Consider the following 20,444-nt stretch of genomic DNA (forward strand, 5'->3'; position numbering starts at 1 on the left):
GATTTCTACGTCAGGCCAGGGCGAGGAACAGCTTCTCGAGTTGTTCCTCGGTCATGGGTTCGCGGTTGTCGGCATCCTCGCCGGTGAGGCACTGTCGGAGGCCGGTCGCCACGATCTTGAAGCCGGCGCGGTCGAGTGCCCGCGACACGGCGGCCAGCTGGGTGACCACGTCCTTGCAGTCGCGGCCTTGCTCGATCATCGAGATCACGCCGGCCAGCTGGCCATGGGCACGGCGTAAACGGTTCAGGACCACCGTGATCGATTCTTCGTCGCCAACCATCACTTCTCACTTCCTCCGGGGGGTATGGAACCATCCTATACCCCATGGGGTATGTAGAAGCTGAGGATCAATGCCGGAACGAGATGTTCGGCAGGATGCGCCGAAGCCACGCCGGACTCCACCACGCGCCGTGCCCGGTGATCCGCAAGAGCACAGGGAGCAGGACCAGTCGGATGAGGGTGGCATCGAGCAGGACGGCCACGCCCAGGATGATGCCCATCTCCTTCGGCGGAAGTGGCTGGGCGAGGGCGAAGGTGAAGAACACCGCGACCATCACCGCCGCGGCGGCGAAGATGACGCGTCCGGAGTACGCCAGTCCGTCGACGTGCGCGACCTTGGGATCGTTGGACCGTTCATAATGCTCCTTTGCCGTCGCCAGCAGGAACACCGTGTAGTCCATCGCGATCGCGAAGATCATCGCGAAGAAGAACACCGGACCCCAGCCGTCGAGGAAACCCTGTGGTTCGAAGCCGAGCAGGCTCGCGCCGTGGCCGTCCTGGAAGATCAGCCGTGCGACGCCGAACGCGGCCGCCGTGGAGAGCAGGCTCACGATGGTGCCCAGCAGTGCGATCACCGGTGCCTGCAGTGCGATGAGCAGCAGCAGGAATCCGAGGGTCAGGATCACCGCGACGATCACCGGGAACCAGTCGTTCAGCGCTTGCTGGAGATCGATGTTCTCCGCCGGGGCGCCGCCGACGAGTGCGTCGGCCGGCAACGAGTCCCGCAGGTCGGCGACGATGCCGTTCATCTGCTGATCGGACGGATCGACGGTCGGGATCGCCTGCAGCATCGCGTAACCGGAGCCGTCGGTGGCCTGCTGGGGAGGTGTCACCATGGCGATGCCCGGTGTTGCGGAGGCGATCGACGCGGTGTCGGCGGCCTGCGCTTGCGGGACGACGATCTGCAGCGCGCCCGGGGCGCCGTCCCCCATCGCCTCTTGGACCACTGCGTAGCCCTGGCGGACGGGGGCGTCCTCGGGGACAACGTTGATCGAGGGCATCGCCACCTTGAGTCCGATCACCGGCAACGCGAGGGCGATGAGGATGACCAACGATCCGATGGCGAAGGGCCACGGGTGGCGGTGCAGCAGGTTTCCCCACTTCGCGAACAGCGGCGAGCGATGTTGTTGGCGTTTGGCCCAGGGCAGCGACAGTGCGTTGACACCCGTGCCGACCGCGCCGAGGACCGCGGGCAACAGGGTCATCGTGGCCGCCAGGACGAACACGACCGCCATCATGATCCCGACCGCCATCGTGCGGACCGCCGGCGCGGGGACCAGCAACACCGCCGACAGGCTGACCAGAACGGTCAGGCCCGAGAGCAGGATCGCTTTGCCTGCGGTGTCCATCGTCTCGACGACGGCCGCTCTCGAGTCCTTACGTGCGGCCATCGATGCGCGGAAGCGCGACACCAGGAACAACGCGTAGTCGATGCCCAGGGCCAACGCGAACATCATCGCGAAGTTCATGGCCCACACCGAGATCGGGGTGACCATGTTGAGCAGGACCAGCGCCCCGGCGGATGCGATCAGGCCGGCGATGGTCAACAGCAGTGGGAGGCCGGCAGCGACCAGGGAACCGAAGGCGACCACCATGATGGCCAGCGTGATCGGCCAGGACACCATCTCGGCCTTGATCATCGCCTCGTGGTTGGCCTTGTTGAAGTCACTCCACAGCGCAGACGCGCCCGTCGGATAGACATCGATCCCGTTGCCGGACAATGCCGTGAGTGCGTCCTTGTGCTCGTCGACCGCCTTCACCATGTCGTCGGGTGTCGCGGCGGCGCCGACCAGGACGATGCCCGTGTGGCCGTCACTGCTGATCGTCATACCCGGCTGCGGTGGGACGACCTCGCCGAACCGGTTGTCTGCGTGGGCGATCGTGGTGATCTCGTCGACCACCTGAGCGACCTGCGGACTCGAGATCGACTGGTCGTCGGAGTGGATCACGACCTGCACGGCCGCCGACGAGTTGCCACCGAAATGTTCCTGTGCGAGTTCGCGGACCGCGACCGACTCCGAGCCGTTGGCCTGCCACCCCGCACCGGCCAACGAACTGAAAACCGACGGTGCGGCGACGCCGAGGCCTATCACCACGAGCGCCCAGATCCCGAACACCCACCGTCGGTGGTTTGCGGTCCACCCGCCGAGGCGTCCCAGTGGGCCGGGACGCTTGGTCTGGTGGGCTTCTGTGCCCACTTCTGTCGTTGCGGTCATGTCTCCTCCATATACCCATGGGGGTATCTCTAGGTCGTCGACGACCATACCCCAGGGGGTATACATCCGGCAAGGAGTGGCGCCGTGGCGCGCGCGGATCTGGTGTGGCAGAAAACCGCCCCAGAGCGGGCAGAGCTCGGCGATACGCCGAGCTCTGCGCTGCACCGTGCGGTTTTCGAAGCCGATCTCGTGTGGACCCGCCGATCGGCAGGGGGTCATTCAGACGATCGGACGACGGGAGGTCAGTTGTCGGGTGTGTGCGTGGCCACGCCGCGGAGAGTGCGCATGGCGGCCGCCAGCTTTGCGTTGAGTGGCTCGGAGTTGTCCGGCGCCACCCAGGCGGCGAAGGCGGTCTTGAACACCGCGATGCCCATCTCGGCCACGAGACGGGCGGTCGTGTCGTCCAGCCCTTGGGCGACAAACGTTTTCGCCACGGCATCGGTCAGGGCCGTCATCTTGAGCGCTTCACGCTCTTGGAGTTCTGGATTCGCGTCGATGACGCTCTGGCGGATGCGCGAGAACGGCTGTCGGTCGGAGAAGAAGGCGTCGGCCGCGTGATCGAGTGCAATGGCGATGGCGTCGAGGGGTGCGAGTGAGGCAGGGCATTCGGCCAGTCGCTCGACGATCTCGTGCTCCAGTGCGCGGCCGCCGTCGAACAGGACCTCGCGCTTGTCGCCGAAATGTCGGTAGAAGGTGCGTTCGGTGACGCCCGCCGCCTCGGCGATGTCGGCGACCGATGTGGCGTCATAGCCGCGTTCGACGAACAGTGTCAGTGCCGCCTGCTGCAGGCGCATGCGTGATCCCGCCGGCCAGCGTCCCATGGGCCCAGGATACGTGATGACAGGTTGTGACATCAGGCGTACGGTAGGTGATGTCACAACCTGTCATCAAGGACGAGGAGAGTCTCATGCAGGTATTTGTCACCGGCGCATCCGGGCACATCGGTTCCGCAGTGATTCCCGAACTGATCAACGCGGGACACACGGTCGTCGGATTGGCCCGATCCGACGCCTCCGCCGCGGCGATCGAGGAGTTCGGTGCGCAGGTCAGACGGGGAGACCTGGACGACCTCGACATATTGGCCGACGCGGCAGCCAACGCCGACGGCGTCATCCACCTGGCCTTCAAGCATGACCTGATGCAGACCGGCGATCTCGCCACCGCGGCGGCCGCGGACCTGACGGCGGTGCGGGCGATGGCTGATGCACTCGTCGGCACGGGCAAGCCCTTTGTCGGCACGTCCGGCACTGCGCTGATCGCACTGATGGGCGTGACCGGACGCCCCGGAACCGAGGACGACGTGTTCGACGGCGGGTACCGCATCGACACCGAGAACGAGATCATCGCTCTCGCGTCGCGCGGGGTCCGATCGTCGGTGCTGCGGCTGCCGCCGTCGGTGCACAGCGATCTCGACCATCACGGATTCGTCCCGGGGCTGATCGGTTTCGCCCGCGAGAACGGATTCTCCGGCTACCCGGGCGATGGCACGAACCGCTGGCCGGCGGTGCACACCCGCGACGCCGCCCGGCTGTACCGGATGGCGCTGGAGTCGGCGCCCGGCGGGACACGTCTGCACGCCGTCGGTGACGAGGGTGTCGCGTTCCGGGAGATCGCCGAGGCCATCGGTCGTGGACTCGGAATACCCACGGCCACAGTCGCGCCCGATGACCTGGCAGACCGGTTCCACTATCTCGCCGGGTTCGTCACCGCGGACAACCCGGTGTCGGCCGCGCTGACCCGTCAGGTGATGGACTGGAAGCCCGAGCGGCCGGGCCTCATCGAGGACATCGACTCGGGGCACTACTTTCGGTAGGCCGAGGAGGCCTGGCGGTCAGGGCCGCCAGAAGCCGGCGTGGACCTCGCGGGCGGCGGGGATGTCGTGGGGGCCGCGCACCGACGTCGGGTGTGCCCCGTGGGCGAAGACGTCGCGGCACGGCAGAGACATCGTCGGGTTCTCGGGATCGTCGCCGGTCATCGACCGGAGATCGGTCTCGCTGAGGGCGTACGCCACCGTCGGGATGCGCGCCCAGCAGATGGCGCCCGCGCACATCGCGCACGGTTCGGTACTGGTGTACAGCGTCAACGCCGCCCGCGCCCGCACGTCGAACCGTCGCCCCGCGGCACGCACGAGGTTCGTCTCGGCGTGGCCGGTCGGGTCTGCGTCGGTGATCACCGTGTTCAGTGCGGTCAGCACCACCTCGCCGTCCGCGTCGACGAGCAACGCGCCGAATGGGTGATCGCCACGGGCGCGCGCCGCTGCGGCGAGATCGATCGCCTGGCGGAGGAAGGTCTCGTCGTCCATGTATCGATCGTCTCAAGATTCGGGCGAACCGACCGCATGTAGTGGGTCGCTGTGCGTCGAGGTGTCGAATTCGTTGACCGCGTAGCGGCTTTTGCCAAAGCAACACCCGGCAGGCGAGCGCTTTGGCAGCATGATTCCATGACTTCGGCGGCGACCCCCAAGGGGCTGCGACGTCGGTCCCGACTCATCGAGGCCGCCGGTGAGTTGCTGCTCGAAGGCGGCTTCGATGCGGTCCGGCATCGTGCCGTCGCCGAGCGCGCTCAGCTGCCGCTGGCGTCGACGACCTACTACTTCGGTTCACTCGAGGATCTGATGGCCGAGGCCGCCGCGCACGTCTGCCGCAACGACGAGGACTGCATCGCGGCGCGCCGTGACGCATTGTCGCGCCGTCGGCGCGGGGGACACGCCACCGCCGATGCTCTTGCCGAGGTGTTCGTCGGTCCCGAGACGACCATCCAGATGCTGGCCGCCCGATACGAGACCATCACCCTTGCGGCGCGCTACCCGCGTCTGCGTGACGTCGTCACCGACCGGCGGGTGCTCTTGTCCGAGATGCATTCCGATGTGCTGCAGAAGTCCTTCCGGGTGGCCGACCCGGTCCACGTCGAACAGTTGATCGCTGTGGAGGACGGCGCGGTGATGGGTGCCCTGGGGCTGCCGCAGGTGACCCCGTACGCTGCGGCACGGGACGCGTTGATCGAGGTCATCGAGGTGCTCGCACCGCGCGGATGACCCGCCGGATGAGGACAGGGGGAGAGATCATGTCGAGGTTCGACACAGCCGGGACCGGGAGGGGGCGCCGGAGAAGGTCCACGGTGTCGGCGATGATGGCCGGTGGGCTCATGGTGCTCGGGTTGTTTGCTGCCACACCGGGATCCGCCGGTGCCGCGCCTGTCGGCAAGGTCGACGCCGGTGTGCCGTTCTCCTCGGTGGTCTATGGAACCGGGTGTCTGTACGACCTGACAGTTCCGGTGAACTCGTCGGGGAGGGTCACATTCTTCGAACGCGCCCAGGGGTATCCCGAGCGGCTCATCGGCACGGCCCAAGCCGACGGCGCCATCGCGACCATCCGTTGGGTACCGCGCCGCATCGGGGATCGATTGCTCTACGCCAAGCAGGGTGGGGTGACGGGACCGGTGACCGTCATGCGCGTCCACCAGGGCTACGGCTCGGGCTGGGCCTGCTTCGCGCTGTAGGGCGGGTCTCCCGCGCGGATTCCCGGGCTGAGGGGCCGCACGACTACACTGTGTGCGTGTCGAAGCCTGCCATCTCCAACGTCCTGGCCAGTCGTTATGCCTCCACCGAGCTCGCTGAGCTGTGGTCGCCACGCAACAAGATCGCTCTCGAGCGCCAACTGTGGATCGCGGTGCTCAAGGCACAACGCGACCTGGGTATCGACGTCCCCGACGGCGCGATCGCCGACTACGAGAAGGTCGTCGACCAGATCGACCTCGACTCCATCGCCGACCGTGAGCGGATCACCCGACACGACGTGAAGGCGCGGATCGAGGAGTTCAACGCGCTGGCCGGACATGAGCAGATCCACAAGGGAATGACCAGCCGCGACCTCACCGAGAACGTCGAGCAGCTGCAGATCCTGCGGTCGCTCGAACACGTGTATGCCCACGGCGTCGCCGTGCTCGCCCGCATCGTCGACCGCGCCGCTCAGTATTCGACCATCGTGATGGCCGGTCGAAGCCACAATGTCGCCGCGCAGGCGACCACGTTGGGCAAACGTTTCGCCAGTGCCGCCGACGAGCTGATGGTCGCGCTGACCCGTGTGCGTGAACTCATCGATCGGTATCCGCTGCGCGGTATCAAGGGCCCTATGGGGACGTCGCAGGACATGCTCGACCTGCTCGGCGGGGATGCCGCCAAACTCGCCGATCTGGAGAGCCGCGTCGCCGACCATCTCGGGTTCGCCCGGTCCCTGACGTCGGTCGGACAGGTCTACCCGCGCTCCCTCGACCACGACGTCGTCTCGGCGTTGGTGCAGGTGGCGGCCGGTCCGTCGTCGCTGGCTCACACCATCCGGCTGATGGCCGGGCACGAGTTGGTGACCGAAGGCTTCCAGCCGGGGCAGGTCGGCAGCTCGGCGATGCCACACAAGATGAACACCCGCAGCTGCGAGCGGGTCAACGGTCTTCAGGTGATCCTGCGTGGCTACGGCTCGATGGCCGCCGAGCTTGCCGGTGCGCAATGGAACGAGGGCGACGTCTTCTGCTCGGTGGTACGCCGGGTGGCGTTGCCCGACGCATTCTTCGCCATCGACGGCCTGATGGAGACCTTCCTGACGGTGCTGGCCGAGTTCGGTGGATATCCGGCCGTGATCGCCAACGAACTCGACCGCTACCTCCCGTTCCTGGCCACGACCAAGGTGTTGATGGCCTCGGTGCGTGCCGGTGTCGGCCGGGAGAGTGCCCACGAGGCGATCAAGGAGAACGCCGTCGCCGTCGCCCTCGCGATGCGCGAGGAGGGCCGCGAGCCCGATCTGCTGGACCGACTCGCCGCCGACGATCGCATCCCGCTCGACCGGGCCCAGCTCGACGAGCTGCTCGCCGACAAGTCCGTGTTCGTCGGGGCCGCCGAAGCGCAGGTGGCCGAGGTCGTCGCCGCGGCGGAGAAGATCATTGCCCAGTATCCGGACGCCGCGGCCTACACGCCGGCACCGATTCTGTAGTTCCCGTTCTTGCTCTGAGGCGTCACCCCACCCGTCCCTGAGGAGCCTCGCGAGGAACGAGCGCTGCGTCACCTCATCGGTCCTTGAGGAGCCTGGTGAGGAGCGAGCGCTGCGTCACCTCATCGGTCGCTGAGGAGCTTCGTGAGGAATGAGCGATGCGTCGCCCCATCGGTCGCTGAGGGGCTTCGTGAGGAATGAGCGATGCGTCGCCCCATCGGTCGCTGAGGGGCTTCGTGAGGAGCGAGCGATGCGTCACCTCATCGGTCGCTGAGGGGCTTCGTGAGGAACGAGCGCTGCGTCACCTCATCGGTCCTTGAGGAGCCTGGTGAGGAATGAGCGATGCGTCGGCCCATCGGTCCCTGAGGAGCCTCGCGAGGAACGAGCGATGCGTCGCCCCATCGGTCCCTGAGGAGCCTCGCGAGGAACGAGCGATGCGTCACGAAGGGCGCCCGTCGTGAAGCTCGCTCCTCAGGGGGCGGTTTGCGGGTTCGAGCAGGGATCAGTTGGCCCCTCCTCAATCCGCCGCTCGATCCGCGTGCCCCAGACTCCAATCGGGTAGGGCGACGTCACGCACCAGCCGTTTCAGGGTCACCACATCGGGGAAACCACCGTCGCGTTTGCGCTCCCAGACCCGCTGGTCATCGACATCGATGTGGAAGACGCCGCCGGTGCCGGGGACCAGCGTCACCGAGCCCAACTCGGTACCGAACGTGTTCAGGAGCTCCGAGGCCATCCACGAGGCGCGCAGCAGCCAGTTGCACTGGGTGCAGTAGGTGATGGTGATCTGTGGACCGGTCATGCGATGCAGACTGTCATACCTCTAGGGTCGATGCATGCGTCCCGAACTGCACTCCTATACGCACGTCGCGTCGGGGAAGGTCCGCGAGATCTACGAGATCGACGCCGACACCCTACTGCTGGTCGCCTCGGACCGGATCTCCGCCTATGACCACATCCTGAGTCCGGCGATTCCGGACAAGGGCCGCATCCTCACGGCGATGAGCTTCTTCTGGTTCGACGTGCTCGGTGTGGCCAATCACCTGGCCGGCGGCCCGACCGACGAGCGCATCCCGGCCGAGGCGGTCGGCCGCGCGATGGTCGTACGCAAGCTGCCGATGGTGCAGGTCGAGTGTGTCGCGCGGGGATATCTCACCGGCTCCGGACTGCTCGACTATCGAGCGACCGGGTCGGTCTGCGGCGTCGAACTGCCCGAGGGCCTAGAGGAGGCGAGCAAGCTACCTGCGCCGATCTTCACACCTGCGACGAAGGCTGCGCAAGGTGATCACGACGAGAACATCAGCTTCGAACGGGTTGCCGAGCAGGAAGGTGCCGAACTCGCCGAACGTCTGCGTGCAGCCACCCTCGACATCTACGGACGCGGCGCGGCGCTGGCGGCCGACCGCGGAATCATCCTGGCCGACACCAAGTTCGAGTTCGGGCTCGATGAGGACGGGCAGCTCGTCCTCGCCGATGAGGTGCTCACGCCCGACTCGTCGCGGTACTGGGAGGCCGCCACCTATCGACCCGGCGAAGTGCAGCCGAGCTTCGACAAACAGATCGTCCGCAACTGGCTCACCGGCCCGGACTCCGGGTGGGACCGGGTTGCCGATGCGCCCCCACCGCCGCTGCCCGAGCCCGTCGTGTCACGCACACGAGCACGCTACATCGAGGCCTACGAATGGATTTCGCAGAAGTCCTTCGCCGACTGGCCGGATCACGAGTAGGAGATGGATGTGAGTACCGACGTCACCGCGCCGGTGGCCAAGAAGGTCCCCACCGAGCGCACCCACCACGGCGACACCTTCGTCGACGACTACGAATGGTTGCGGGACAAGGACGATCCTGAGGTGATCGCCTACCTCGAGGCGCAGAACGCCTTCACCGAGAAGCACACCGACCAACTCGCCGATCTACGCGCCCAGATCTTCTCCGAGATCAAGAGTCGCACCCAGGAGACCGACATGTCGGTCCCCAGCCGGCGCGGCAGGTACTGGTACTACGCACGGACGCAAGAGGGCAAACAGTACGCGATCCGCTGCCGTTGCCCCATTGCGGCAGAGGATGATTGGACGCCACCCGAGGTCGCCGCCGACGCTGCGCTGCCGGGCGAGGAAATCCTCCTCGACGCGAACGTCGAGGCCGAGGGTCACGACTTCTTCAGCCTCGGCGCGCTGACCGTCAGTGACGACGGCGACTGGCTGGCCTTCAGTACCGACGTCGTCGGTGACGAGCGGTACACCCTGCGATTCAAGAACCTCGGCACCGGCGAACTGCTCGACGACGTCATCGCCAACACCGCGGGTGGTGCGGTCTGGTCGGCCGACGCCAAACACGTCTTCTATCAGACCGTCGACGAGGCGTGGCGGCCGGACACGGTGTGGCGTCACGATATCGGGTCGGGTGGCGACGATGTCCGAGTCTTCCACGAACCCGACGAGCGGTATTGGGTGGGAATGGGTTCCACCCGCAGCGACAAATATCTGATGATCGGTGTCGGATCAAAGATCACGTCCGAGGTGTACGTGCTTCCCGCCGACGACCCGACCGGCGAATTCCGAAGCGTCGCCGAACGGGTCGAGGGCGTCGAGTACAGCGTCGAGCATGCGGTGATCGGCGGCGACGACTATTTCGTCATCGTGCACAACGACGTCCGGGACGGGGTGAAGGCGGAGAACTTCGCGATCGACATCGCCCCGGCCGCCGATCCGTCCAACCGCCGGGAACTCATCGCGCACGACCTGGATCTGCGGATCGAGGATCTCGACGCCTTCCGCGACTATCTCGTGCTGTCCTACCGCCGTGACGCGCTGCCCAAACTGGCGATCGCCGATCTCCGGACGATCGACGGAATCCCTTCGCGGACAGACTTCCACGAGGTCACCTTCCGAGAGGAACTGTGTTCGGCCGGGCTGGGTGGCAACCCGGAGTGGGTGACACCCCGGCTGCGCATCGGCTACGCGAGTTTCGTCGATCCGACCGAGATCCTCGACCTCGACGTTGCTTCCGGCGAACTCACACTGTTGAAGCGCCAGCCCGTGCTCGGCGGCTACGACGCCGAAGACTATGTCCAGTCACGGGAATGGGCCACCGCGGCCGATGGGACCAAGATCCCGCTGTCGGTCGTGCGGCGCAAGGGCGTCGACGAATCTCGTCCCGCGCCGCTACTGCTCTACGGCTACGGCTCGTACGAGACCAGTATCGATCCATCGTTCTCGGTGTCGCGTCTGTCAATGCTCGATCGCGGGGTGGTGTTCGTTCTGGCCCACATCCGGGGCGGTGGCGAGATGGGGCGGCACTGGTACGAGAACGGTAAGACGCTCACGAAGAAGAACACCTTCACCGACTTCGTCGACGCCGCCCGCCACCTCGTCGACAGTGGGTGGACGACACCGGAACACATGGTGGCCGAAGGCGGCTCGGCCGGTGGGCTGCTGATGGGAGCGGTTGCCAATCTGGCGCCGGAGCTGTTCAACGGCATCCTCGCCTCGGTGCCGTTCGTCGACGCGCTCACCTCGATCCTCGACCCGTCGCTGCCGCTGACCGTGATCGAGTGGGACGAGTGGGGCGATCCGCTGCACGACCCGGACGTGTACGCGTACATGAAGTCCTACTCGCCCTACGAGAACGTCGGTGCCAAGCCGTATCCCCCGATCCTGGCGTTGACATCTCTGAACGACACCCGCGTGCTGTTCACCGAGGCCGCCAAGTGGGTTGCGCGTCTGCAGGAGCTGAGCACCTCGGACAACCTGGTCCTGCTCAAGACGGAGATGTCGGCCGGCCACGGCGGTGTCAGCGGCCGCTACAAGCAGTGGGAAGAGGTTGCGTTCGAGCTGGCCTGGATACTGCAGCAGACGGGGGCGGTGAACGCCGACTCGTAGTCGGGTGGGTCCCGGCGCCGAGAGAACCCTGTTTCGCGCCGAGAGAACCCTCCGGTACGCCGAGAGAACCCGCTGTACGCCGAGAGAACCCGGAATAACGCCGAGAGAATCCTGTTTCGCGCCGGCAGCACCCAGCGGTACGCCGAGAGAACCCGCTGTACGCCGAGAGAACCCGGAATAACGCCGAGAGAATCCTGTTTCGCGCCGGCAGCACCCAGCGGTACGCCGAGAGAACCCGGAAAAACGCCGACAGCACCCAGATCTTGTGTGTCTGGGTGCTGTCGGCGTTGTATGGCTGGGTGCTGTCGACGTTTTTCCGGGTTCTCGGCCCCATGCTGGGCACGTTGAATGCCCTCGGGTGCCGGGTGCCGGGTGCCGGGTGCCGGGTGCCCGATGGCTCGAGCGCCGAGCGCGGTGCGAGCTAGTGCATCATGACCGGCGCGGCGGCCATGTCCTCCTCGACCAGCGGGGACTTGATCTTCTTGCGCGGCAGGAAGAAGGCCGGGATCAGGCACACGGCGATCAGCACCGACGTCACCACGAAGGTGGAGCCGAAGGCGTTGGCCGCGGCCTCGAAGAACGACGTCGGGATCGGCGTGTTCTGCATCTGCTCGGGCAGGCTGTCGGGCGCCGTGTTCGACGCGATCGCCAACATGCCCTCCGGTGCGTCCTTCAGGTTGGTCGCCAAGATCACGGCGATGACGGCCGAACCGATCGACGATGCGGTCTGCTGGACGACGTTCATCAATGTCGAACCATCGGGCACCTGGGCGTTGGTCAGGGTCGCCAGGGCGGCAGACATGATCGGCATCATGGTCATACCCATGCCGAGGCCCTGCACGAACAGTGCGCCGCAGAGCACCCAATAGGTGGTCGTCGCGCCGACGAACACGAACGTGCCCATACCCAGGAACATGAGCACGATGCCGACGAGAACGAACTTGCCGGGGCCGATCTTGTCGGTCATCCGTCCGGCGATCGGCATCGTCAGCATGGCGCCGATACCCTGCGGAGCGAGGAGCAGACCGGCGGACAGGGTGGTCTCGCCGCGGACCCCGATGAAGTACTGCGGGAACAGCAATGACGCTCCGAAGAACGCGATCATGAAGAACGTCATCGAGATCACCGCGATGGTCAGCGTCCGATTGCGGAACAGGCGCAGATCGAGCAGCGGCTTGTCGCTGCGCAGTGCGTGCCCGATGAACGCGGCGATCAGGACTGCGCCGATGATGGCCGGGACGAGAACCTTGGCCGAGATGAACGTGCCCGCCTCGTTGCTCGACGAGATGCCGTACAGGAACAACGCCAAACCAGGTGACAACAAGAGCAGTCCGACGAAGTCGATCGACGGCCGCGACGTCTCCTCATCACCACGCAGAGCGAACCACGAGTAGATGATCGCGACGATGCCGATCGGCACGTTGATCAGGAATACCCAGTGCCACGAGGCCTTCTCGATGAGCAGGCCGCCGAGGATCGGACCCGCGATCGGGCCGAGCAGCATCGGGATACCGAGCACAGCCATCACCGAGCCGACGCGTTCCGGTCCGGCCGCCTTGGTCAGGATCATCATGCCGATCGGCATCAGCAGGCCGCCGCCGAGACCCTGGATGACGCGGAACGCGACCAGGGATCCGATGTTCCATGCCAGTGCGCAGAGCGCGGAACCGAGGACGAACATCACCAGCGAGGTCAGATAGACCTTCTTGGTCCCGAAACGTGCTGCCGCCCAGCTGGACAGCGGGATGACCGCGGCCAGGGCCAGCGTGTAGCCGGTCATCGTCCAGGCCGCACCGGCCGCGTCGGTGTTGAACTCCTGCTGGAAGGTGTTCTGCGCCACCGACACCACGGTGACGTCGAGAATCGACATGATCGCGCCGAGCACGACCACACCGGCGACGATCAGCACGTGCCTGTCGAGTTTGGTATCCGGTGGACCCGCGTGCGCGTGGGCCGGAGTGGATGCAGAGGTCATGAACCGACTTTCTGTGACGTATCCGGTGATGAGGAATCCGTCGGTATGGAGTCACCGACGTGGGAGAAGAAGTCGACATCGCTGTCGATGATCGGGCCAAGCGCGTCGTGTAGGCCGTTGCGAAGCCGCTCGGGCAGTCCGGTGACGAACGTGCGGACGATGTCGTGCTTGATGTCCAGTTGGGAATCGACGAGGGCGCTGCCCTCGGTGGTCAGCGACACCCGCTTGACCCGTCGATCCGTCGGGTCCTCGCGGCGGTCGACGAGACCCGCGACAACGAGTTTGTCGACCGTCCGTCCTGCCGCGGCGAGCGACAGGGACACGTGGTCGGCGATCTCGTTCAGGGACATGCAATCGACGCCGTCGCCGTGCGCTCCCAGTGCGAACAGAACCCGCATCTGCGAGAAGGTGAGATCGGTCGCGGCGAGGTTGTCCATCGCGTGTGCCTTGCCGATGCATGCCAACCGGTCGAGGAAGCCGAGCAACGTGGTGCAGGCAGTCTCGACGGACTCCGCGGTGCGGGCGTCGTCGCTGGTCGACGGAGGGGTTTCGGACACCCAATAAAACTAACGCCGACGCAACTATTTCGTGAACGCAATTAATGGTGAGATCGGACATATCGGTGCTGCCGTAGTGATGGGGGTCATATGCGCGACGAAACGGGCCGCCCTCTACCGGCCTGCGCTAGCGTCGGTGGGGTGAGCAACATCAAGGACATCCCCGTCAACGCACTCGATGGCAGCACCCTCGACCTCTCCGGCTTCGCCGGTCCGATGCTGGTGGTGAACGTTGCCAGCAAGTGCGGTTTGACCCCGCAGTACACCGGGCTCGAGGAGATCGCGACAACCTATCGCGACCGCGGTCTGACGGTTGTCGGCATGCCGTGCAACCAGTTCATGGGCCAGGAACCGGGCACCGCGGAAGAGATCGCCACGTTCTGCTCGACCAGCTACGGAGTGACGTTCCCGCTGCTGGAGAAGGCCGACGTGAAGGGCGACGATCAGCATCCGCTGTATGCCGAACTCACCAAGGCCGCCGACGCCGAGGGCGAGGCCGGTGACGTGCAGTGGAATTTCGAGAAGTTCCTGGTCGACGCCAACGGAGCGGTCGTCAACCGTTTCCGCCCGCGTACCGAGCCGACCGATCCCACGGTCATCTCCGCGATCGAAGCCGTTCTGTAGTCGCCGCGCTTCGACCACCTGGTCTGTAGGAGCCGGCGAGGTTGCGACCACCTCGCTCCCTGAGGAGCCTCCGAGCCTGCGAGGTTGCGACCACGTCGCTCCCTGAGGAGCCTCCGAGCCTGCGAGGATGCGACCACCTCGCTCCCTGAGAAGCCTCCGAGCCTGCGAGGATGCGTCACGAAGGGGCGGCCCTTCGTGACGCATCGCTCGTTCCTCGCGAGGCTCCTCAGGGATCGGGTGGTGACGCATCGCTTGTTCCTCGCGAGGCTGCTCATTGTTCGGGTGGTGACGCGTCGCTTGTTCCTCGCGAGGCTGCTCAGGGTTCGGGTGGTGACGCGTCGCTTGTTCCTCGCGAGGCTGCTCAGGGTTTGGGTGGTGACGCGTCGCTTGTTCCTCGCGAGGCTGCTCAGGGTTTGGGTGGTGACGCATCGCTGGTTCCTCGCGGGGCTCGTCGGGGATCGGGGTTGACGCATCGCTGGTTCCTCGCGGGGCTCGTCGGGGATCGGGGTTGACGCATCGTTCGTTCCTCGCGAGGCTCCTCAGGGTTCGGGGTGGGTTGAGGTCGGCGGCCGGTCCGGCGGCGGGTCGCCGCACCGCGGCGCGCGTGCGACCTCAGCCCACCCGGTAAGGTGTTCGCTGAACAGCGCACCAGCGAGAACGGAGCAGTAGCCCATGGCGCGAGTGGTGGTCGATGTGATGCCGAAGGCCGAGATTCTCGATCCCCAGGGCCAGGCGATCGTGGGGGCGTTGGGGCGGCTCGGGTTTGCCGGGATCGGCGACGTCCGGCAGGGCAAGCGTTTCGAACTCGAGGTCGATGACTCCGTGGACGATGTGATGCTCGAGCGGATCGCCGAAGAGCTCCTCACCAACACGGTGATCGAGAACTTCAACGTCTCCCGCGTCGCTGACTGAGAGGCCCGGATCATGAGTGCTCGTATCGGGGTCATCACTTTCCCCGGGACTCTCGACGATGTCGACGCGGTGCGCGCGGCCCGGATCGCCGGCGCAGAACCGGTTGAGTTGTGGCACGGCGACGCCGATCTCAAGGGTGTCGACGCGGTCATCGTGCCCGGAGGCTTCTCCTACGGTGACTATCTGCGCGCCGGCGCCATCGCCCGGTTCGCGCCGGTGATGGGTTCGGTTCTCGACGCCGCCGCCAAGGGTATGCCGGTGTTGGGCATCTGCAACGGATTCCAGGTGCTGTGCGAGGCCGGACTGCTGCCGGGTGCGCTGACCCGCAACGAAGGTCTGCACTTCATCTGCCGCGACCAGTGGTTGAAGGTCGAGTCGAACACGACAACCTGGACCAGCCGATTCGAACGCGGCGCCGAGATCCTCATCCCGCTCAAATCCGGTGAGGGGCGGTTCGTCGCGCCGCAGAGCAAGCTCGAGGAACTCGAGGGTGAGGGTCGGATCGTCTTCTCCTACGCCGGCGGTAACCCCAACGGTTCGGTCCTCGACATCGCGGGGATCGCGAGCCCGGACGGCCGGATCGTCGGTCTCATGCCACATCCCGAGCACGCCACTGAGCCGCTGACCGGGCCCAGCGACGACGGCCTCGGCCTGTTCTACTCCGTCATAGATTCGGTCTTGGCCGCCGCCTGATGACATCGGTGCTCATGGCGGTGTTCGGTATCGCCATGCTGGGCCTCTTCATCGTCACCCTGCGCCTGCTGCCGAAGGTGGGCGGTGTTGGCCTCCTCGTCGGGGCGATCCTGCTCGGACTGGCCTACGACAACTTCGCGGTCGCGGTCGGCCGGTTCGTGGGGTACGGCGACACCCTGATGGCGATCAACGTGCCCCGCTTCTGGATTCACGCGATCGCCACCCCTCTGCTGATCATTGTCGTGGGTATCCTGGTCGCCCGGCTGCCGGTGGAGCAGGTGCGCTCGCGCAACGTCGCGATCGGCGGATGTCTCCTGGTCGCCATGCTGATCGCGATCGGGATCGTCAACGACGTGGTCCGGCTGGACCTCGAGCCCGAGGATGCGGGTGATGCCCTCCGGTACATCAACACTGGGGTCGACGGGCCGGCCCTGCCGGCGATCATCACCGTGCTCGCCATCCTCGTTCTCGGCGTGATGGCCTTGCGGTATGCGGGTTTTCCGTGGCTGATCGTCGGGGCGCTGGTGATGTTCGCAACGGCGGTCGTCGGCTCCTCGGTCCTGTGGGTGGCCAACCTCGGGGAGCTCGTGCTGATGGCATCGGTGGTGGCCACGATGGCGGTGGTCGGTGGTGTCCGCATCCCGGCCGCACACCTTTTCGTCGGAGGTACGAGATGAGCGGAGTTTCATGGTGAGCACCAAGACGAGTGCCACGGCCGAAGGCCTCGGCACATTCATCGACGCGTCGCCGTCGCCATTCCACGTGTGCGCCACCGTTGCGGGGGAGTTGGAGGCCGCGGGTTACACCAGAGTCTTCGAGAGCGAGGAGTGGGCCGCGGCCACGGGACGCAACTATGTCATCCGCGGGGGGTCGATCATCGCGTGGGATACCGGGGACGGCAATGCCTTTCGGATCGTCGGCGGCCACACCGACAGTCCCAACCTGCGCGTTAAGCAGCGCCCCGGACGGACCTCGGCCGGGGTCGGCATGGTGGCGCTGGAACCGTATGGCGGTGCCTGGCTGAACTCGTGGCTCGATCGCGACCTGGGATTGTCCGGACGTCTGGCTTATCGGTCCGGTTCGACCGTCGAGCATGTCCTGGTGCACGTGTCCGAACCCGTTGTGCGGGTGCCGCAGCTGGCGATCCATCTCTCCGAGGATCGCAAGGGCGTAACGCTGGATCCGCAACGGCACGTGGACGCGATCTGGTCTCTGAACCCTGATGCCCCGGACGTCCTGGGATGGGTGGCCTCCTACGCCGGCATCGACCATTCATCGCTCCTCGGTTGGGAGCTGATGACCCACGACGTCGCGCCGTGCCGACTGATCGGCGCCGACAACGATCTGCTGAGCGCGCCGCGACTGGACAATCAGGGCACCTGCTACGCGAGCCTGCGTGCGTTGCTCGACGGGGAACCCTCGATCGACACGCGCGTGCTCGCGCTGTTCGACCACGAGGAGGTCGGCAGCGGATCCGAGCGGGGTGCCGCATCGGATTTCCTGGCCACGATCTGTGAACGGATCGTGTTGGCGCGTGGCGGTAATCGCGCCGACTTTCTGCAGGCGATGGCCGCGAGTGTCTGCGTCTCGGGGGACATGGCGCATGCCACGCACCCGAACTATCCCGAACGGCACGAGCCGGCGCATCGGATCACCATCAACGGCGGCCCCGTGTTGAAGGTGAACCAGAATCTGCGCTATGCCTCGGATGCGGTGGGCGAGGCCATCTTCGCCGTCGCATGCGACACCGCCGGCGTCCCCATGCAGCGATACACCCATCGGGCCGACCTGCCGTGTGGGTCGACGATCGGCCCGATCACCGCTGCACGCACCGGACTCACCACCATCGACGTCGGGGCGCCGCAGTTGGCGATGCACAGCGCACGGGAGATGATGGGGGCCGCCGACGTCGGCATGTACTCGGCTGCGCTGCAGGCGTTCCTGACCGCATCCTGAGCCGGCGCGTGAGTCAGTTGGGCCGCAGCACGGTGATCGACGTCCCCTGGTGGATGACGATGTAGCCGTTGACCGCTTCGGTGGACCCGATCACCGGTCGGGTCCAGGCGATCTCGCCGCTGGTCGTATCGAAGGCCGTCACCTGGTTCGGATTGGCGAAGACGACGTCGGAGCCCGACGATCCGACGCAGTTCAGTTGATCGATGTTGGCGTCCGGATCGTCGAAGGCCGGAGGCGCCATCGTGCCGAGGCTCGTCCCGTCGGCGAGGGTGTAGAAGATGCGCGACCGATCCTTGAGCGCGAACGCGACCAGCGTGCCGCACGGCTTGGTGTTCGCCTTCGACAGTTCCGGGTCGGTGATCTGCCACAGGGCATCGGCGGCCGCCGGGTCGCGGATCTCGTAGCGGCCCTGGGTGACCTGGACCTGACTCTCGCCGACACCGGTGAGGACGGGCAGGGTCGACGGGCCGCTGAGGACCCGAAGTCCGTCGGACTCGGCGGTTGCCGGTGTACGGAGCGCGCCGTCGTCGACGGCGTAGGTCGCCACGCGTTCCTCACCGAACCGGTCATACTGCACCGTGATGCCGCTCGGGTAGGCGGCAATGGTGCACTGGGTGCACGACAGTCGGTCTGCGCCGGTGGTCGGGTCGACGATGAACCGGCCGCCATCGGAGGTGGCGATCGTCAGGATTCCGTTGTCCGCGAGCGTGGCCCGTGCCGCGGCCGCGAAGGTTCGCGACCAGAGTTGGCGTCCCGTCGACGTGCGCAGGGTGACGCGGTAGCCGGCCTGGTCGATACGTAGGAAGTTCGGGCCGACGCCGACGACCTGCTGGGTGTCGTCGAGCGCGGTGGGTGACTCGGGTGTGCCGTTCTCGCCGATGAGGTAGAAGCCGTCGGGGACGTCACCGAGCTTGACCGCGCATCCCACCTGGCCGAGATCATCGATCGCGCAGCTGCCCAGCCCCGTCACGACGGGGGCGTCCCACATCGGGGTCCCCGACGTCTCGTTCACCAGCAGGTAGGCGCGACCGAGCCCCGACGGATAGCTCAGCAGCCACTGGCCGCGCCAGGTGTCGGCGACCTCGATCCCGCCGTTCGATCCGTAGCCGGGCAGATTGTCGCTCGATTGGGTCCACGCATCCTCTGGTTGGTGGTGGTAGCCGCGTAGCTGTCCGTTCGCATGGTCGGCGGGGGCGTCGGGTGTGCCGATCGCCAGAACCACTCCGACGGCGGCGATCATCGCCGCGATCAGGATCATCGTCACGGTGCCGATGCCGAAGGGCAGGCGCCGGGTGAGGCCGGCAAGCGTTGAGCGGGCGGACATGGCCATCAGTGAATCATGGTGGCCGCGGCGCTCACCTCCCCACCGTCGCCGACCGTCTGGGCGCGGAACGCTGCCGGACTGAGCCCGCGGTGCCGTTTGAAGGCCGCGCTGAATGCGAACGGGCTGCTGTAGCCGACCTGCCGGGCGATACCGCTCAGCGATCGGCTGCGGTCGGCGAGCAGATCAGCGGCCACCGACAGGCGCCAATTCGTCAGGTAGGTCATCGGCGGCTCGCCGACCAGCTCGGTGAACCGCCGTGCCAGCACGGCCCGTGAGACGCCTGTGGCGGTGGCCAGCGAACCGACGGTCCAGGGGCGGTCGATGCCGTTGTGCAAGAGGCGAAGTGCCTGTCCGACAACCGGATCGGAGTGAGCGCGGTACCACTGGGTGGCGCGGACCTGCCCGGATTCCATCGATTGGCGCAGGCCGGTGATGAGCAGCAGATCCAGCAGTCGGTTCAGCACCGCCTCCTGCGCCGGTGAATCCCGCACGATCTCGGTCTCCAGCAACGCCACCAACGGGTGTTCGTGCATGGAGACGACGGTGAAGCGGTCCAGTGCATCGAGGAGGCGTTGACTGACCTCGCCACTGGAGTAGGTGCCGATGAGCATGATCGCGTCGGCCTGCCCGTCGTCGCCGCAGTTGCCCCACGATCGGACCCCGAAACACATGTCGTCGGCGACGCTGTGCGTGCCGGTGGGGTCGAAGCAATCGCCGTTCGCGTCGATCCGGGCGACCCAGTCGTGCGCGGGTTCGTCGGCGATCGTGTACGGATGTGTACCCCGGATCAGCGCGACGTCGCCGGGGGTGACCCGGTGGTGGGCACCGTCGTCGTAGGTCAGTGTCGAGGCTCCCCGCGTGACGGCGACGACGGTCAGCGGAGCGGTGTCCTCGATACGCACCGACCACGGCGAGCGCATCGCCATCCGCAGCATCATCGGGGTCTGCGCGCGCGGACCGTTGAGGAGGCTACCGAGGGCGTCCATGCGTCGAGTGTAGATCGATCGAGACGATCTCGTATGAAACTGAGCCGATCGACCATGGATCG

At 66.3% G+C, this 20,444-nt stretch carries 20 protein-coding genes; 11 read left to right on the forward strand and 9 right to left on the reverse strand.

Annotated features, from left to right (window positions below):
- Positions 1-10 precede the first annotated feature (10 nt).
- The 3 genes from ACVT6V_RS08395 to ACVT6V_RS08405 all read right to left on the reverse strand — a co-directional run bounded on the left by ACVT6V_RS08395 (position 11) and on the right by ACVT6V_RS08405 (position 3,316).
- Positions 11-280: a metal-sensitive transcriptional regulator gene (locus tag ACVT6V_RS08395; protein WP_489900753.1), complete on the reverse strand. Its 270-nt coding sequence runs from the start codon at positions 278-280 to the stop codon at positions 11-13.
- Positions 281-347: 67 nt separating this feature from the next.
- Positions 348-2,495, reverse strand: a complete 2,148-nt coding sequence (locus tag ACVT6V_RS08400) for an MMPL family transporter (protein ID WP_489899346.1) — start codon at positions 2,493-2,495, stop codon at positions 348-350.
- 242 nt (positions 2,496-2,737) lie between these two features.
- Complete coding sequence (locus tag ACVT6V_RS08405) at positions 2,738-3,316, reverse strand: TetR/AcrR family transcriptional regulator (protein ID WP_489899347.1); 579 nt, start codon at positions 3,314-3,316, stop codon at positions 2,738-2,740.
- Positions 3,317-3,402: 86 nt separating this feature from the next.
- Here ACVT6V_RS08405 and ACVT6V_RS08410 point away from each other — a divergent pair, with 86 nt between their 5' ends.
- The gene (locus ACVT6V_RS08410) at positions 3,403-4,308 is read left to right on the forward strand and encodes an SDR family oxidoreductase (protein ID WP_489899348.1); all 906 of its coding nucleotides are present in this window, start codon (positions 3,403-3,405) and stop codon (positions 4,306-4,308) included.
- 18 nt (positions 4,309-4,326) lie between these two features.
- On the opposite strand, the gene ACVT6V_RS08415 is transcribed toward ACVT6V_RS08410, so the two are convergent.
- Complete coding sequence (locus ACVT6V_RS08415) at positions 4,327-4,797, reverse strand: nucleoside deaminase (protein ID WP_489899349.1); 471 nt, start codon at positions 4,795-4,797, stop codon at positions 4,327-4,329.
- A 138-nt stretch (positions 4,798-4,935) separates the two neighbouring features.
- Between ACVT6V_RS08415 and ACVT6V_RS08420 the strand changes: the two genes are divergently transcribed.
- From ACVT6V_RS08420 to purB, 3 genes are all read left to right on the forward strand, one after another.
- Positions 4,936-5,529: a TetR/AcrR family transcriptional regulator gene (locus ACVT6V_RS08420; RefSeq protein WP_489899350.1), complete on the forward strand. Its 594-nt coding sequence runs from the start codon at positions 4,936-4,938 to the stop codon at positions 5,527-5,529.
- 95 nt (positions 5,530-5,624) lie between these two features.
- The gene (locus ACVT6V_RS08425) at positions 5,625-5,993 is read left to right on the forward strand and encodes a hypothetical protein (RefSeq protein WP_489900754.1); all 369 of its coding nucleotides are present in this window, start codon (positions 5,625-5,627) and stop codon (positions 5,991-5,993) included.
- Between the two features lie 56 nt (positions 5,994-6,049).
- Positions 6,050-7,477: an adenylosuccinate lyase gene (gene purB / locus ACVT6V_RS08430; RefSeq protein WP_489899351.1), complete on the forward strand. Its 1,428-nt coding sequence runs from the start codon at positions 6,050-6,052 to the stop codon at positions 7,475-7,477.
- Between the two features lie 514 nt (positions 7,478-7,991).
- Here the strand turns inward: purB and ACVT6V_RS08435 are convergent.
- On the reverse strand, positions 7,992-8,276 hold the full coding sequence (locus ACVT6V_RS08435; protein ID WP_489899352.1) for an Rdx family protein: 285 nt from the start codon (positions 8,274-8,276) through the stop codon (positions 7,992-7,994).
- A gap of 34 nt (positions 8,277-8,310) precedes the next feature.
- Here ACVT6V_RS08435 and ACVT6V_RS08440 point away from each other — a divergent pair, with 34 nt between their 5' ends.
- Complete coding sequence (locus tag ACVT6V_RS08440; RefSeq protein WP_489899353.1) at positions 8,311-9,201, forward strand: phosphoribosylaminoimidazolesuccinocarboxamide synthase; 891 nt, start codon at positions 8,311-8,313, stop codon at positions 9,199-9,201.
- Positions 9,202-9,204: 3 nt separating this feature from the next.
- Complete coding sequence (locus ACVT6V_RS08445; protein WP_489899354.1) at positions 9,205-11,355, forward strand: S9 family peptidase; 2,151 nt, start codon at positions 9,205-9,207, stop codon at positions 11,353-11,355.
- A gap of 421 nt (positions 11,356-11,776) precedes the next feature.
- On the opposite strand, the gene ACVT6V_RS08450 is transcribed toward ACVT6V_RS08445, so the two are convergent.
- Entirely contained in the window at positions 11,777-13,330 is a 1,554-nt protein-coding gene (locus ACVT6V_RS08450; RefSeq protein WP_489899355.1) for a DHA2 family efflux MFS transporter permease subunit, read from the reverse strand.
- Positions 13,327-13,887 (reverse strand): MarR family winged helix-turn-helix transcriptional regulator, encoded by a 561-nt coding sequence (locus tag ACVT6V_RS08455; protein WP_489899356.1) that lies wholly within the window; start codon positions 13,885-13,887, stop codon positions 13,327-13,329. Before ACVT6V_RS08455 ends, ACVT6V_RS08450 begins: the two co-directional genes overlap by 4 nt.
- 141 nt (positions 13,888-14,028) lie before the next feature.
- Between ACVT6V_RS08455 and ACVT6V_RS08460 the strand changes: the two genes are divergently transcribed.
- From ACVT6V_RS08460 to ACVT6V_RS08480, 5 genes are all read left to right on the forward strand, one after another.
- A complete protein-coding gene (locus ACVT6V_RS08460) occupies positions 14,029-14,511 on the forward strand; it encodes a glutathione peroxidase (protein WP_489899357.1) in 483 nt (160 codons plus the stop codon).
- Positions 14,512-15,183: 672 nt separating this feature from the next.
- Positions 15,184-15,423, forward strand: a complete 240-nt coding sequence (gene purS / locus ACVT6V_RS08465; protein ID WP_489899358.1) for a phosphoribosylformylglycinamidine synthase subunit PurS — start codon at positions 15,184-15,186, stop codon at positions 15,421-15,423.
- Positions 15,424-15,435: 12 nt separating this feature from the next.
- Positions 15,436-16,116 carry a phosphoribosylformylglycinamidine synthase subunit PurQ gene (purQ, locus tag ACVT6V_RS08470; protein ID WP_489899359.1) on the forward strand — a complete coding sequence of 227 codons (681 nt, stop codon included), beginning with the start codon at positions 15,436-15,438 and terminating at the stop codon, positions 16,114-16,116.
- The gene (locus ACVT6V_RS08475; protein ID WP_489899360.1) at positions 16,116-16,793 is read left to right on the forward strand and encodes a hypothetical protein; all 678 of its coding nucleotides are present in this window, start codon (positions 16,116-16,118) and stop codon (positions 16,791-16,793) included. Before purQ ends, ACVT6V_RS08475 begins: the two co-directional genes overlap by 1 nt.
- A 10-nt stretch (positions 16,794-16,803) precedes the next feature.
- Positions 16,804-18,072, forward strand: a complete 1,269-nt coding sequence (locus ACVT6V_RS08480) for a M18 family aminopeptidase (protein ID WP_489899361.1) — start codon at positions 16,804-16,806, stop codon at positions 18,070-18,072.
- 13 nt (positions 18,073-18,085) lie between these two features.
- Here ACVT6V_RS08480 and ACVT6V_RS08485 read toward each other — a convergent pair whose 3' ends face one another.
- Together ACVT6V_RS08485 and ACVT6V_RS08490 are read right to left on the reverse strand one after the other, a co-directional pair.
- Complete coding sequence (locus ACVT6V_RS08485; RefSeq protein ID WP_489899362.1) at positions 18,086-19,402, reverse strand: hypothetical protein; 1,317 nt, start codon at positions 19,400-19,402, stop codon at positions 18,086-18,088.
- Positions 19,402-20,382, reverse strand: coding sequence for a cupin domain-containing protein (locus ACVT6V_RS08490; protein ID WP_489899363.1), 981 nt, complete (start codon positions 20,380-20,382; stop codon positions 19,402-19,404). The genes ACVT6V_RS08485 and ACVT6V_RS08490 overlap by 1 nt, the downstream gene beginning before the upstream one ends.
- Between the last annotated feature and the right edge of the window lie 62 nt (positions 20,383-20,444).

Source organism: Gordonia sp. LMA167, from assembly GCF_058130025.1.

Excerpts from the sequence above, each read along its gene's own strand:
- ACVT6V_RS08395 (WP_489900753.1), bottom strand. The coding sequence starts at position 280 with ATGGTTGGCGACGAAGAATCGATCACGGTGGTCCTGAACCGTTTACGC.
- ACVT6V_RS08400 (WP_489899346.1), bottom strand. The coding sequence starts at position 2,495 with ATGACCGCAACGACAGAAGTGGGCACAGAAGCCCACCAGACCAAGCGT.
- ACVT6V_RS08405 (WP_489899347.1), bottom strand. The coding sequence starts at position 3,316 with ATGGGACGCTGGCCGGCGGGATCACGCATGCGCCTGCAGCAGGCGGCA.
- ACVT6V_RS08410 (WP_489899348.1), top strand. The coding sequence starts at position 3,403 with ATGCAGGTATTTGTCACCGGCGCATCCGGGCACATCGGTTCCGCAGTG.
- ACVT6V_RS08415 (WP_489899349.1), bottom strand. The coding sequence starts at position 4,797 with ATGGACGACGAGACCTTCCTCCGCCAGGCGATCGATCTCGCCGCAGCG.
- ACVT6V_RS08420 (WP_489899350.1), top strand. The coding sequence starts at position 4,936 with ATGACTTCGGCGGCGACCCCCAAGGGGCTGCGACGTCGGTCCCGACTC.
- ACVT6V_RS08425 (WP_489900754.1), top strand. The coding sequence starts at position 5,625 with ATGGCCGGTGGGCTCATGGTGCTCGGGTTGTTTGCTGCCACACCGGGA.
- ACVT6V_RS08435 (WP_489899352.1), bottom strand. The coding sequence starts at position 8,276 with ATGACCGGTCCACAGATCACCATCACCTACTGCACCCAGTGCAACTGG.
- ACVT6V_RS08440 (WP_489899353.1), top strand. The coding sequence starts at position 8,311 with ATGCGTCCCGAACTGCACTCCTATACGCACGTCGCGTCGGGGAAGGTC.
- ACVT6V_RS08445 (WP_489899354.1), top strand. The coding sequence starts at position 9,205 with ATGGATGTGAGTACCGACGTCACCGCGCCGGTGGCCAAGAAGGTCCCC.
- ACVT6V_RS08450 (WP_489899355.1), bottom strand. The coding sequence starts at position 13,330 with ATGACCTCTGCATCCACTCCGGCCCACGCGCACGCGGGTCCACCGGAT.
- purS (WP_489899358.1), top strand. The coding sequence starts at position 15,184 with ATGGCGCGAGTGGTGGTCGATGTGATGCCGAAGGCCGAGATTCTCGAT.
- purQ (WP_489899359.1), top strand. The coding sequence starts at position 15,436 with ATGAGTGCTCGTATCGGGGTCATCACTTTCCCCGGGACTCTCGACGAT.
- ACVT6V_RS08475 (WP_489899360.1), top strand. The coding sequence starts at position 16,116 with ATGACATCGGTGCTCATGGCGGTGTTCGGTATCGCCATGCTGGGCCTC.
- ACVT6V_RS08480 (WP_489899361.1), top strand. The coding sequence starts at position 16,804 with ATGGTGAGCACCAAGACGAGTGCCACGGCCGAAGGCCTCGGCACATTC.
- ACVT6V_RS08485 (WP_489899362.1), bottom strand. The coding sequence starts at position 19,402 with ATGGCCATGTCCGCCCGCTCAACGCTTGCCGGCCTCACCCGGCGCCTG.
- ACVT6V_RS08490 (WP_489899363.1), bottom strand. The coding sequence starts at position 20,382 with ATGGACGCCCTCGGTAGCCTCCTCAACGGTCCGCGCGCGCAGACCCCG.